This window comes from Nocardia sp. NPDC051787, from assembly GCF_040681325.1.
Taxonomy (GTDB): domain Bacteria; phylum Actinomycetota; class Actinomycetes; order Mycobacteriales; family Mycobacteriaceae; genus Nocardia.
Window position 1 is genome coordinate 131883 of the sequence record NZ_JBFAYO010000013.1, and the last position, 12847, is coordinate 144729.

Here is a 12847-nt window from a genome sequence, read left to right on the forward strand (position 1 = left end):
CGGCAACAGCAGCTGCGCCGCCAGGTGCCGCGGGCTCGGCGGGCCCGAGTGAACCCGCGGCGGTGGAGGGATCAGCCGCAGCAGCCGCCACCGCAGCAGCCGCCGCCTGCCGGCGGCGCCGCGGGGCTCGGCGCGGGCGCGTTGCCGCCGCCCCGGCTGACGGTGGCGAACGTGGTCAGCAGCTTGACCGTGTCGTCGTGACCGCTGGGGCAAGCGGCGGGCGCCGACGATTCCGCCATCGGGCGGGTCATCTCGAACGTGTCGCCGCAACTGCGACACCGATAGCTGTAACTCGGCATCCGCTCATTTTAGGGCCTGCGCCCCCGATGCGTTCGGATCGGACTGCGCCAGACTCTTCGCGCCCTCGCGCGGCCTCCGTACCGTGGCGGGGCAGCGCGGTGATCTGGCGCGACATCCCGGTCCGGGAGTATCTGGCCGCGTACACCGGTCTGCCGACCCAGCTCGACAGCCATACCCGAGCGCTGATGCACGCCGAGCAGCTCTACGGCCGCATGGGCGTGATGGCGAGCTCGGTGGTGCTCTTCGTCGGAAACGTGATCGATGTTTCCATCGCGGCCACCGCTCTGTTCGCCGTTTCGTGCACCACCGTTGAGCGTGCCGCCGTAACGTCGAGAAGCTCTCGTCCGAAGATCAACTGGCGCCAAATCAACTGACACCGAGGGAGTTCCATGAACAAGACGCTGGTCGCCGCCGCACGAGTCGCGACGGCCGGCCTTTGTGGTCTGGCCGCTGTAGCAATCGTCGGTTCGGGCGCCGCCCAGGCGGCGCCGCAGGATTGCACCGTCGAACGCGATCTGTTCGGTGCGTCGGCGACGTGCCGGCCAGACGAGGGAAGCAACTACGTCCTGCACGTCGACTGCTTCGGCCTCTACGCCAGCGGGCCGTTCCCGCTGTACGGTGTCGGTTCCTATGCTGTTCTCAGCTACCCCTTCACACCGGCAGGCCAGCGCATCACTGCAGGCTGCACGGGAATGGGTCCCGGCGTCGTCGCCGTGCCCACCAACGCCTACGTCGAGATCTACCGCGGCTAGGTTCTGTGTCGAAGTGAGTGAGGGCAGCCCGTTTTGGGCTGCTTCCCTGGCTAGGACCGGGGAAGAGCGGTATGAACGCGATGTCCCCACCAATTGTTCATGACCAGGACGATGTCGTCGTAGTCGGCGGGGACGGCCGGACGGAATCGGATCTCCATGGCCCCAGATTTGCGCCGGCCACCCAGCACCCGCGGTCGAGGCGATAGCGCCCGGTCCCGGTGTGACTCCCGCTGCCGTGACCGATTCGACACTGCGTACCGGCGCAGCAGCCGGAACAGCAAATGAATGCCGCCCGACGCAGCAATGAATCGGCATCGAAATATGGCCGTGCTGATCTTCGTCGTACTCTCGAAAAAGAAGTATGAGGAGGTCTGCGATGCGAGCCCAGTTCTCCGAGGCGGTGCCCGGTCCCGACGATTTTGCCGAGCCGATCGCGCGAACGGTGTACGGCGACGTGCGCGGCGTGCGCGAGGGCTCCGTTTCGGTGTGGCGCAGCATCCCCTACGCATCCACGCCCACCGGACCGGCCAGGTTCGCGCCCCCGCAGCAACCGCAGCCGTGGGACGGAGCCCGCGACTGCACCCGTTTCGGCCAGATCGCGCCGCAGTCGATGGGCCCCATGGTGCCCATCGATTCGGGTCTCACGATGGGCGAGGACTGCCTGTGGCTGAATGTCTGGTCGCCGCGGTACGCAGGCGGCGACTCGGTGCGCGAGCCGCGCCCGGTGCTGGTCTGGCTGCACGGTGGCGCGTACTGCCTCGGGACTGCCGCGCAGGAGATCTACGACGGGCGCAAACTGGCCCTGACCGGTGACGTCGTGGTCGTCTCGGTGAACTATCGGCTCGGCGCGCTCGGCTTTCTCGACCTGTCCTCGCTCGGCGACGACTTCGTGCCGAACCTCGGCCTGCACGACCAGATCGCCGCGCTGGAGTGGGTACGGGAGAACATCGCCGCCTTCGGCGGCGATCCCGGCAACGTCACGCTCTTCGGCGAGTCCTCCGGCGCGGGCTGTGTCACCGCCTTGCTGACCTCGCCGCGCGCCGAGGGCCTGTTCCACCGGGCGATTGCGCAGAGCCCGCCCGCGACCACGGTGTTCGGACCCGAGCGTGGGGCGACGGTGGCGCGGCGATTCCTGGAGCTGATGGAATTGCCCGCGTCCCGGGCCAAAGAGCTGCTGGAGTGCCCGATCGATCGGATCGTGGCGGCGGCGGGCGTCCTGCTCGACGAGATCCCGTTGAAGGAGCCCGGCAGGCTCGCGGCCGCACCCGTAGTCGACGGGGACCTGTTGCCGATCTATCCGATAGAGCAGTTCCAGCGCGGGCGTTCGCACCGGGTGCCGTTGATGATCGGCACCAACAAGGACGAGGCGTCGCTGTTCCGGCTGCTGCGCTCGCCGATCATGCCGGTGACCCCGGACGCGGTGAACGCGATGCTGCGCGATGTCGCGGCGAGCCATCCGGGAATGTCACCGGAGCGGGTCGCCGAGATCACGTCGGCCTACCCGGATCTGAACAAGGCCCGCGGGGCGTTGGCCATGTCCACCGCCGCCGCGTTCCGGATGCCGGCGCTCTGGGTGGCCGACGGCCATGCCCAGCACTCGCCGACCTGGATGTACCGCTTCGACTACGCCACCCCGATGTTGCGGGCGGCCCGCGTCGGTGCGGGCCACGCCACCGAACTGCCCTATGTCTTCGGCAATTTCGGCACGATCAACCACGACCCGACCTTCTGGCTCGGCGGCCGCAAGACAGCCATGGACATCTCCGGCCGCATCATGCGCCGCTGGCTGGCCTTCGCCACCTACGCCGTCCCCGCCGCCCTGGACGGCTCCAAACACTGGCCGCCCTACCGCCTCCCGGCCCGCACCACCCTGGTCATCGACACCGCGGACCGAGTCGTCGACGATCCCGACCGAGACCAGCACACCGCCTGGGGCCAGCAAGCAGTCGGCTTCAGTTAGCCCGCACCGGCGCGCTCATCGTGGCCGGCAAGGTGCCCTGCGTATCGGTGGGAATCGGAGCAACCCATCGGCCGAGCCAGGCGCCTGCTCCCCGTGCCTTTGTGGCGCGTTGTTCTACAATGTGTCACATGGCCTTGTGGTGGGACGACGAAGATGCCGCCCATATCCGCACCCGTTCGACCCGTTATCCCGGGGCGACCGATATCGAACCCGCCTGGACACTGGAGGCCGCCGCCGATCCGCACCGCGTGGTTCGCGATCCCGATCCGAAAAGCCACGTCGGCTACACCCGGATCATCGGGTACTCGCTCAGTGCCGGATGTGTACTGACGGTGATCGTTGATCCCGACGACAACTCCGGGGTGACCGCGTGGAAGACCCGCGGAGCGGACCTCCGCGACTACCTCGAAAGCAAGGAGGCGCAACCATGACCGATCCCGCCAAGGCCGCCCGCCGCGCGCGCCACGACGCCATCCGTGCGCAGGTCGCCGACGAGGAAACCGAAGCCGCTGAGGCTGAGGCCGCCGAAAACGCCGCCACCCTTGACGTGTCACTGCACCTGCGTATCAGCCACACCCTGGACGCCGAGCTTCGTCGGCGGGCCGCCGCCGAGCACATCCCGACCTCCGCGCTCGTACGAAAGCTGCTGGCCCAGGCTGTGCGCCAGCAGGATGCCGGCGGGCTCACCGCTGCCGACGTCGAGGAGATCGCCCGCCGCGTTACCCGGGAAGAGCTCGACCGCAGCGCGTGAAGTGGCGTCAGACGTCGGTGGAGAAGCGGATGCCGCCGTCGGGGATCTCGACGCCGGGCCAGACGCGGGCGCCGCGGAGGAGTTCGCAGCGGGCGCCGATGTTCGCGCCGTCGCCGATGACGCCGTCGCGGACGAGGGCGCGCGGGCCGATCCGTGCGCCGAAGCCGATGATGGTGCGTTCGACCGTGGCGCCCGCTTCGATCCTCGCGCCGTCGAACACGACCGCGCCGTCCAGGCGTGCGCCCGCCCCGATCTCGGCGCCGCGGCCGACGACCGTGCCGCCGATGAGCACTGCACCGGGGGCCACGCCCGCGCCGGGATGGACCAGCGATTCGCCGCGCTGACCAGGCAGGGCGGGGGAGGGGGCGATACCACGGACCAGGTCGGCGGAACCGCGGACGAAGTCCTCGGGGGTGCCCATGTCGCGCCAGTAGGAAGTGTCGACATGCGCCTGGAGGCGGGCCCCCTCGGCCAGCAGCGAGGGGAACACCTCGCGCTCCACCGACACCGGACGCCCGGCGGGGATCTTCTCGATGTACTCGCGGCGGAAGACGTAGCACCCGGCGTTGATCTGGTCGGTCGGCGGATCCTGGGTCTTCTCCAGGAACGCGGTGACCCGTCCGTCCTCGTCGGTGGGCACGCAGCCGAACGCGCGCGGATCGCTCACCCGGACCAGGTGCAGCGTCACGTCGGCGCGGGTCGACTCGTGCGTGTCGAGCACCGCGCCGAGGTCGGTGCCGCCGAGCACGTCACCGTTGAACACCATCACGTTGTCGGCGCGCAGCTTGGGCAGCACGTTGCGAATGGCGCCGCCGGTGCCCAGCGGCTCGGTCTCGGTGACGTACTCGATCTCCAGCCCCAGCTCGGAGCCGTCGCCGAAGTGCTCCTCGAACACCTCGGCCTTGAACGAGGTGCCCAGCACGACGTGGGTGATCCCGGCTTCGGCGATGCGGGCGAGCAGATGGGTCAGGAACGGCAACCCGGCCGTCGGCAGCATCGGCTTGGGTGCCGAAAGGGTCAGCGGCCGCAACCGCGTGCCCTGCCCGCCGACCAGGATCACGGCGTCGGTGCCTGCATTTCCTGCCATCAAGCTCCCCTGTTCACAACATCGTTCCTCGATCGCGGCACCGGCTATCCGGCGTCGCGCGCCTGTTGGCGCAGGGCAGATCGAACCGCAATCTTCGAGCGCACCGCAAGTCCGCCCCGCAGCGCCAGCCGCAGCGGCGCCTGCCACCAGTGCGGATGCCGGTCGGCCTGGAACCGGTAGGCGCTGGCGTGGTGGGCGGGCAGCATGACTTCGGGATGGCGGCCCGCCGCATGCCCCTTGGCATGGGTGACCTCGGCGTCCGGCACGAACACGTTGTGCCAGCCCGCCTTGCCCATCCGGTCGCCGAAGTCGACGTCCTCCATGTACATGAAGTAGCGGGAGTCGAAGCCGTCGATCGAGTCGAACGCCGCGCGCCGCACCAGCAGGCACGACCCGGACAGCCAGCCGACCGCCCGCTCGGAGATCTCCTCGTTCTCCTGCCGGTACCGGCGGGTCCACGGGTTGGCCTTCCACACCGTGCCCAGGACGGCGTGACCGGCGCCGTCGAGCAGCCCCGGCACCCGCCGGGCGGACGGATACACGCTGCCGTCCGGCTCCAGCACCAGCGGCCCGAGGGCGCCCGCGCGTGGCCAGCGCTTGGCCGCCGCGAGCAGCTTGTCGATGGAATCGGCGCCCCAGCGGATGTCGGGGTTGGCGATCACGATGAACTCGATGGCCGGATCGATCTCCGCGACGGCCCGGTTGATCGCGCCGCCGTAGCCGATGTTGCCGCCGGTGCGCAGCAGCCGCACGTGCGAGTTGGCCTCGGCGACCAACTCCGGCACGCCGTCCACCGAGCCGTTGTCGGCGAGGATCACCTGCGGTTTCTCCGCGGTGGCCGCGGCGAGGGTGGTGATGAAGTGCTCGAGGTGTTCACCCGGCGAGTAGGTCACCGTGACGACGGCCAGGCTCGCGGGCGCGGCGGAATCGGAATCACTCACAACTCCGCCTCGCTGCCGCTCGGCTCCGTTGTGCGCGATTGCACGCTGTGTCCTCGATTCACTCGCTGACGCTCGATCATGACTGCCAACCCTAGCCGGACCGGCGCGCCAGCGCGTCGCCCAGTGCCGTCTGCCAAGCGCGCAGGGGAGTCAGCCCGGCGTTGTCCCAGGCACGCGGCGACAGCACCGAATATGCCGGGCGCCGTGCGGGTCTGGGAAACGCGGACGAGTCACAGGGCCGGACCCGCCGCGGGTCGGCGCCGATCCCGGCGAACACCGCGCGGGCGAGTTCGAACCGGCTGGCCTGGCCGGCGTTGGTGGCGTGCAGGACGCGCGGCGCGTCCGGTCGCCCCGCCAGCTCCAGCAGTGCGGCGGCCAGGTCGGCGGCGTAGGTAGGTGAGCCGACCTCGTCGTCTACCACGTCGACGGTGTCGCGTTCCCGTTCCAGCCGCAGCATCGTCGCGACGAAATCGCCGCCCCGCCCGGTGTATACCCACGCGGTGCGCACCACGTGTGCGTTCGGGCACCCGGCCAGCACCGCCTGCTCGCCCGCGAGCTTGGACTTTCCGTAGACGGACGCGGGTCCGGTCGGATCGGTGGTGTCATATTGCCGCTGGTGGGTACCTGGAAAGACATAGTCGGTGGACAGATGGATCAGCCGGGCACCGAGCGCCGCGCAGGCCTCGGCGAGCACGGCCGGTCCGGTCGCGTTACCCGCGTACGCTGCCTCGGTCTCGGTTTCGGCCCGGTCGACGGCGGTGTAAGCGGCGCAATTCAGCACCACGTCGCCGGGTGTGAGTACCGCGCGCACGGCGGCGGGGTCGGTGATGTCGAGTTCGGCGCGGCCGTAGCCGTGGGCGGCCGGAGCGAGACGCAGCAGTTCCCGGCCCACCTGCCCGTGCGCCCCGGTGACGACGAGGCGTGCGGATACGGTGGTTTCGGGCGCGGTGAGGTCGGTCACGGGCGCAAGTCTGGCATGCCGCCGCACTCGCGGTTGAGGTCCTTCGCAATAACCGTTCGTTAGCTCGAGGCGTCGGGGGGATCCCGAACCGGGGCGGGGCGGGCGGGAACCATAGGTGGCGGAGCGATTGCGCATACGTCGCCATGAACCCAGTTTCGGCGAGAGGATGCAGAGTTGTCGCAGCGGAGGGGCACATCGGTATCGGCGCGGCCGCCCCGGCCCAGCACGCAGTCGTTCGGACCGTTGCGCTCGTTGGCAGCGGCCGCCGCCGTCCTTGTGCTCGTGCTCACCGGATTCGCTTGGCGCAGCGTGGATGCGCTGGTCGCCAACATCGAGCGCATCGGTGACCTCGGACTCGGCGGCGGCCGCGACGGCGCGGTGGACATCCTGCTGGTCGGCGTGGACAGCCGGACCGACGCGCACGGCAATCCGCTGTCCGACCGCGAGCGGGCCATCCTGCACGCGGGCGACGAGTCCGGCACCAACACCGACACCATCGTGCTGCTGCGCGTGCCGAACGACGGGCGCTCGGCCACCGCGATCTCCATTCCACGCGACTCCTACGTCGACATTCCCGGGCTCGGCATGGGCAAGATCAACTCGGCATACGGCGCGACCAAGGCGGCCCAGTACGTGCAGCTGACCGAGCAGGGCGTCTCGGAAACCGACGCGCAGCGGCAGTCCACCCAGGCGGGCAGGCAGGCGCTGATCAAGACCGTGGCCACGCTGACCGGGCTCACCGTCGACCACTACGCCGAGGTGGGTCTGCTCGGCTTTGTGCTGCTCACCGACGCGGTCGGCGGCGTCGAGGTCTGCCTGCGCAACCCGGTCGACGAATGGATGTCCGGTGCCGATTTCCCTGCGGGCCGTCAGCGCCTGGACGGGTCGCGGGCGCTGAGTTTCGTGCGCCAGCGCCATAATCTGCCGCGCGGCGACATCGATCGCATCGTGCGCCAGCAGGTGTTCATGGCGCAGTTGGTCCAGCAGATCCTCAGCGCGAAGACGCTCAGCAGTCCTGGCACACTGCACAAGCTCAGCGACGCGGTGGGACGGACGATCGTGGTGGACGAGGGCTGGGATGTGCTCGCCTTCCTCCAGCAACTGAAGGATCTCTCCGGCGGGCAGGTGACCTTCGAGACCATTCCGGTCGCCGACCTCAACGGCGAGACCAGCAGTGGCGAATCCGTGGTCGAGGTGGAGCCGAAGGCGGTCAAGACCTACATCGCCTCGCTGGTCGGCGAGGTGGAACCGACGCGGACGCCCAAGCCGGGTAGCGATCCCGCGACGGTGACCGTCAACGTCTACAACGCGGGCGGCGTCGGCGGACTCGCGGCAGAGGTGGCGCAGGCGCTGAGTGCCAAGGGATTCCACCCGGGCGCGGTGTCCAACTACACCGGAGAGCGTGTCACGAGCAGCCGGGTGCTCGCGGCGGACCCGTCGAGCTCGAAGGCCAAAACGGTGGCCACGGCGCTGGGCGGGCTGCCGATCCTCGCGGATCCGACACTGTCGCCGGATTCGGTGAGCGTCGTGCTGGCGAGCGACTATTCTGGTCCGGGCTCGGCGGCCGGGCGGTTGTTCGACTTCTCCGGAACGTCGACCTCCGCAACACCTGTCCCACCCGCCCCACCGATCGATGCAGGCCAGAACGGACCGAAATGCGTGAACTGAACCATGCGTGACATCCACCAGGCACACACACTCACCGAAGCGGTACTCGATCCGATCCTCGCCCGCGAGCCTGCGGGCCCGCGCGTCACCTATTACGACGACGCGACCGGCGCGCGGATCGAACTGTCCGGCCTGACGCTGGCGAACTGGGCGGCCAAGACGGCCAACCTGATTCGCGACGAGTTCGGCCTGAGCCCGGGCGCCCGGGTCGCCGTGCTGCTGCCCGCGCACTGGCAGACCGCCGCGGTGCTGCTCGGCTGCTGGTGGGCGGGCACCGAGGTGGTGCTGCACCCGGACGAGGACGCCGACTTGGCCTTGGCGACCCCCGACCGCATCGACGACACCGACGGCGCCGATGAGGTCGCGGCCCTGTCGCTGGACGCCATGGGCGCCCCGGTGCGTGATCTGCCGGTGGGCGTCACCGATTTCGCCACCTCGGTGCGTGTGCACGGCGACCAATTCCTCCCCCGTGGCGCCGGTGTCGCGCTGGAGGGCATGCCGGTCGCCGAGGTGCTCGCCGAGGCACGGAAGTCGGCTCTGCGGCAAGGCTTCGCCGAGGGTGACCGGGTGCTGTCCAGCACGCGGTGGGACACCCCGGCTGAGCTCATCGACGGCTACGTCGCGGTGCTCGCCGCGGGCGCCTCGCTGGTGCAGGTGGTCAACCCCGATCCGGCGCTGCGCGACCGGCGCATCACGTCGGAACGGGTGACCGCGCAGCGTCTGTGAGCGCGAGCGATCCCCGCACGGCGGCGGCTCCTACCGCGGTATGGGCACGTATCCGACCATAGGACGTTCCACAAGTTCGCGGACTTACGTACGGTGGAGTCATCGCACAACGACGGGGTTGAACTATGAAGCCGCAGTATTGGTTCCGCTGGTTGTCGGTGCAGGGCGCGCCTCGCCTCGCCCTGCGTCTACAGGCCCGCCAGGGTGATCCGTTCGCCGAACTGATGGCCGGGCCCGCCGGCAGCGCCGACCCCTATCCGCTGATCGAGCAGTTGCGCGGGCAAGGCAGGCTGCTGCGGACCTCGATCGCGTGGGCGATCTTCGACCACGAGCTGTGCCGTTCCATCCTGCGCGATCCCCGCTTCGGGGTGCGCACGACGGAAAGCTTCAACATCCCCAGACCGCTGCAGAAGCTCGCCGAGCGCTTTCCGCTGCCGCCCAACCCGGTCGAACCGCCGTCGATGCTGGTGATCGATCCGCCGGAGCACACGCAGATGCGCAAGCCGGTCGCTTCGGCGTTCACCCCGCGCGCCATCCGCAGGTTGCGCGACCGCGTCGAGACGGTCACCGAGGAACTGCTGAACGCGCTGCCCGCGGGCGGCTCGGCCGACCTGATCGAGTCCTACGCCTCGCAGGTGCCGATCGCGATCATCTCCGAGATGCTCGGCTTCCCCGACGAGGACAAGGCGAGGTTCCTCGACTGGGGCGATCAGATGACGCCGTTGCTGGACATCGGCATCCCATGGCGCGCGTACCGCAAGGCCCTGCGGGCCATGGAGGTGATGAACGACTACCTCGACCGGCACATCGAACGGCTGCGCCGCGAGCCGGGCGAGGACATCCTCAGCAGCCTGGTCACCGCGGGCGAGCTGGACTCCTTCGCGCTCAAAGCCACCGCGAGCCTGCTCATGGGGGCCGGTTTCGAGACGACGGTCAACCTGATCGGCAACGGCGTCGCACAGCTGCTGGCCCATCCCGGCCAGCTGGAACGGCTGCGTGCCGAGCCGGAGCTGTGGCCCAATGCCGTCGAGGAGATCTTGCGCTTCGACTCGCCGGTGCACACCACCGCGCGGACCGCGTTGACCGACGTGGAGCTCGACGGCGTCCTGGTGCGCGCGGGCGACACGGTGGTGCTGTCGCTGGCGGGCGCCAACCGCGACCCTGCGGTCTTCGCGGATCCCGGACGGTTCGACGTCGGGCGCGAGAACGCGAAGGATCACCTGTCCTTCAGTAGCGGTGTGCATGTCTGCCTCGGCGCCAGCCTGGCCAGGATGGAGGGCGTCTACGCGCTGCAGGCGCTGTTCGAGCGGTTCCCCGATTTACGCCTGGATGGTGCGCCGAAGCGGCGCGAGCTGTTCACCCTGCACGGCTATGAGCGGATGCCGGTCCAGCTCGGCCGCCGTGCGTCCGCGCCGGAACCGTCGGCGGTGTGATCAGCCGGCGCTCTTCCAGACGTAGCGGGTCTTCGGACGACCTGCTCTGCCGTAGTCCGAGCGCCGGACCACCAAGCCGTCGTCGGCCAGTTTCTCCAGGTAACGCCACGCGGTGATGCGGGAGACCCCGATCGCGGTCGCGGTGTCCGCGGCCGTGACGCCCTCGCTCTCGGCGGAGCGCACCGCGCGGGAGATCTCGTCGAGGGTCTGCGGCGCGACGCCCTTGGGAGTGGCGGCGCGCTGGTCGGGAGTGCGCAACGCGCTCAGCGCCCGGTCGATGTCGTGCTGCGAGATGGCGCTCTCGCCGGCGGGCAGCGCGGTGCGGAACTCGCGGTAGCGGTCCAGCTTGTCGCGGAACGCGGCGAAGGTGAACGGCTTCAGCAGATAGAGCACGACCCCGTGCGACACGGCGGAGCGCACCATGGCGAGGTCGCGCGCGGAGGTGATCGCGATGACGTCCGGGCGCGGCGCAAGCCCGGTCAGTGCGGCGGCGACGTCCAAGCCGCTCGCGTCCGGCAGCCCGATGTCCATCAGCACCAAGTCGATCGGAGTGCCCTCGGCCGCCGCGTCGGCCGCCGCACGCATCGCCTCGCGTCCGGTATGGGCGACGCCGACGGGCGTGAATCCGGCGATGCGCTCCACGTAGGCGCGATGCGCTTCGGCGATCAGCGGCTCGTCCTCGACGATCAGCACTCGGATCATCCTGCTTCCTTTCGTGGAATCGTCACGGTCACCGCGCTTTCGGGATCCCGTTGGGTGCGGATGGTTCCGCCGTGGCGGGCCACCAGCCGGTGGACCAGTGCGAGACCGAGCCCGTGATGGGCCGCTTTGGTCGAATAGCCACGTTGCGACGCGCGCGCGAACATCTCCGCCGACATCCCGGGCCCGCTGTCGGCGACCCGCACGACCAGCATCGACGCGCCGTCGGCTGCTCCGTCCACATCCTGATGCCGCAGCGTCACCTCCACCCAGCCGGATGGGCTGTCGGCCGCGGCGTCGATCGCGTTGTCGACGAGATTGCCGACCAACGTAACGGTTTCGTGCGGCGACAGCGGGTCCACCGAGCCGAGGGCGGTGTCGTCGGTGATGGTCAGCTCGATGCCGCGTTCGGCCGCCTGATTCACCTTGCCGAGCAGCAGCGCGGCGAGCGCGGGCGCACCGACCGCCGCGAACAGCCGGTCGATCAGCGCCTGGGACATCTGCAGTTCCGAGGTGGCGAACTCGACGGCCTCCTGGTGGCGGCCGAGTTCGACCATGGTGACCACCGTGTGCAGCCGGTTCGCGCTTTCGTGCGCCTGCGCCTGCAGTGACTCCGCGAAGCTGCGCACGGAATCGAGTTCGCCCATCACCGCCTGCAATTCGGTGTGGTCGCGAATCGTCATCACCGTGCCGATCTGACGACCCTCCCACTCCACGGTGTCCTGGTTGACCAGCAGGATCCGATCGGTGGTCACGTGCATCTCGTCGCGCACGGTGCCCGAACTCATCCGCTGTAGCGACAGCGGGAGGTCGCTGCGCCGCACCGCGCCCGCGGGCAGGTCGAGCAGGCGGCGCGCCTCGTCGTTGACCACCTCGGCGTTCTCGCCGGACGGGCCGAACACCATCAGCCCTTCGCGGACCGAGTGCAGCACGGCGTCATGGTGCTCGTACATCACGCGCAGTTCGTCGGGCGCCAGGCCGTGGGTCTGCCGCCGTAGCCGGCGGCTCAGCAGGAACGATCCCATCGCCGCGATCAGCAACCCCGCGCCCGCAACGCCGAGGATCACCGGAAACTGGGTGGCGACCTGGTCGCCGATCTTCGCGCGGGTCACCCCGACGGCGACCAGAGCGACGATCCTGCCGTCGTCGTAGACCGGGGTGACCGCCCGGATCGAGGGACCGAGGCTGCCGGTGTAGGTCTCGGTGAACGTCTCGCCCGCCAGCGCGCGATCGATATTGCCGCTGAACGGCAGTCCGATCATCGCGGGGTTGGTGTGCGTGTAGCGGGTTCGATCCGGCGCCATGATCACGATGAAGTCCATGCCGGTCTCGCGGCGGATCTCCTCGCTCACCGGCTGCAGCAGCGCCGCCGGATCTGGGGCGCGGACGGCTTCGATGGTGAAGGGCGAATCCGCCACGGTCACCGCGACGTCGGTGACCTCGCGGGTGGTGATGACGTCGCTGTCGCGCCTGGCGTCCAGCACCGCGAGCACCGCCGCGATCACGACCATCATCGCTAGCACGACCAACTGGAAGACGAAGGCCTGACCGGCGAGGGAGAGCCGCCTG

At 69.6% G+C, this 12847-nt stretch carries 14 protein-coding genes; 8 read left to right on the forward strand and 6 right to left on the reverse strand.

The annotated features are described in order from the left end of the window. Window positions 1-71: 71 nt before the first annotated feature. The gene (locus AB0M45_RS16340; RefSeq protein WP_364328867.1) at window positions 72-299 is read right to left on the reverse strand and encodes a zinc ribbon domain-containing protein; all 228 of its coding nucleotides are present in this window, start codon (window positions 297-299) and stop codon (window positions 72-74) included. 99 nt (window positions 300-398) lie between these two features. Between AB0M45_RS16340 and AB0M45_RS16345 the strand changes: the two genes are divergently transcribed. The 5 genes from AB0M45_RS16345 to AB0M45_RS16365 all read left to right on the forward strand — a co-directional run bounded on the left by AB0M45_RS16345 (window position 399) and on the right by AB0M45_RS16365 (window position 3763). Further along, the gene (locus tag AB0M45_RS16345; RefSeq protein ID WP_364328871.1) at window positions 399-674 is read left to right on the forward strand and encodes a hypothetical protein; all 276 of its coding nucleotides are present in this window, start codon (window positions 399-401) and stop codon (window positions 672-674) included. Between the two features lie 15 nt (window positions 675-689). After that, window positions 690-1052 carry a hypothetical protein gene (locus tag AB0M45_RS16350; protein WP_364328874.1) on the forward strand — a complete coding sequence of 121 codons (363 nt, stop codon included), beginning with the start codon at window positions 690-692 and terminating at the stop codon, window positions 1050-1052. Between the two features lie 376 nt (window positions 1053-1428). Further along, window positions 1429-3012 (forward strand): carboxylesterase/lipase family protein, encoded by a 1584-nt coding sequence (locus AB0M45_RS16355; protein WP_364328877.1) that lies wholly within the window; start codon window positions 1429-1431, stop codon window positions 3010-3012. A gap of 128 nt (window positions 3013-3140) precedes the next feature. Then, the gene (locus AB0M45_RS16360) at window positions 3141-3443 is read left to right on the forward strand and encodes a transposase (protein WP_364328880.1); all 303 of its coding nucleotides are present in this window, start codon (window positions 3141-3143) and stop codon (window positions 3441-3443) included. Beyond that, the gene (locus tag AB0M45_RS16365; RefSeq protein ID WP_364328883.1) at window positions 3440-3763 is read left to right on the forward strand and encodes a hypothetical protein; all 324 of its coding nucleotides are present in this window, start codon (window positions 3440-3442) and stop codon (window positions 3761-3763) included. The genes AB0M45_RS16360 and AB0M45_RS16365 overlap by 4 nt, the downstream gene beginning before the upstream one ends. A 7-nt stretch (window positions 3764-3770) precedes the next feature. On the opposite strand, the gene AB0M45_RS16370 is transcribed toward AB0M45_RS16365, so the two are convergent. From AB0M45_RS16370 to rfbD, 3 genes are all read right to left on the reverse strand, one after another. Further along, window positions 3771-4850 (reverse strand): NDP-sugar synthase, encoded by a 1080-nt coding sequence (locus tag AB0M45_RS16370; protein ID WP_040781878.1) that lies wholly within the window; start codon window positions 4848-4850, stop codon window positions 3771-3773. Between the two features lie 44 nt (window positions 4851-4894). Then, window positions 4895-5791, reverse strand: coding sequence for a glycosyltransferase family 2 protein (locus tag AB0M45_RS16375; protein WP_364328886.1), 897 nt, complete (start codon window positions 5789-5791; stop codon window positions 4895-4897). 91 nt (window positions 5792-5882) lie between these two features. Next, on the reverse strand, window positions 5883-6752 hold the full coding sequence (rfbD, locus tag AB0M45_RS16380) for a dTDP-4-dehydrorhamnose reductase (protein ID WP_364328889.1): 870 nt from the start codon (window positions 6750-6752) through the stop codon (window positions 5883-5885). Window positions 6753-6995: 243 nt separating this feature from the next. On the opposite strand from rfbD, the gene AB0M45_RS16385 reads away from it, so the two are divergent. From AB0M45_RS16385 to AB0M45_RS16395, 3 genes are all read left to right on the forward strand, one after another. Beyond that, window positions 6996-8420: an LCP family protein gene (locus AB0M45_RS16385; RefSeq protein WP_364329030.1), complete on the forward strand. Its 1425-nt coding sequence runs from the start codon at window positions 6996-6998 to the stop codon at window positions 8418-8420. Between the two features lie 3 nt (window positions 8421-8423). Continuing rightward, a complete protein-coding gene (locus AB0M45_RS16390) occupies window positions 8424-9146 on the forward strand; it encodes a TIGR03089 family protein (RefSeq protein ID WP_364328892.1) in 723 nt (240 codons plus the stop codon). A 125-nt stretch (window positions 9147-9271) separates the two neighbouring features. Then, window positions 9272-10579: a cytochrome P450 gene (locus AB0M45_RS16395; protein WP_364328895.1), complete on the forward strand. Its 1308-nt coding sequence runs from the start codon at window positions 9272-9274 to the stop codon at window positions 10577-10579. On the opposite strand, the gene AB0M45_RS16400 is transcribed toward AB0M45_RS16395, so the two are convergent. Together AB0M45_RS16400 and AB0M45_RS16405 are read right to left on the reverse strand one after the other, a co-directional pair. After that, on the reverse strand, window positions 10580-11281 hold the full coding sequence (locus AB0M45_RS16400) for a response regulator (RefSeq protein ID WP_364328898.1): 702 nt from the start codon (window positions 11279-11281) through the stop codon (window positions 10580-10582). After that, on the reverse strand, window positions 11278-12792 hold the full coding sequence (locus AB0M45_RS16405; protein WP_364329033.1) for a sensor histidine kinase: 1515 nt from the start codon (window positions 12790-12792) through the stop codon (window positions 11278-11280). The genes AB0M45_RS16400 and AB0M45_RS16405 overlap by 4 nt, the downstream gene beginning before the upstream one ends. Between the last annotated feature and the right edge of the window lie 55 nt (window positions 12793-12847).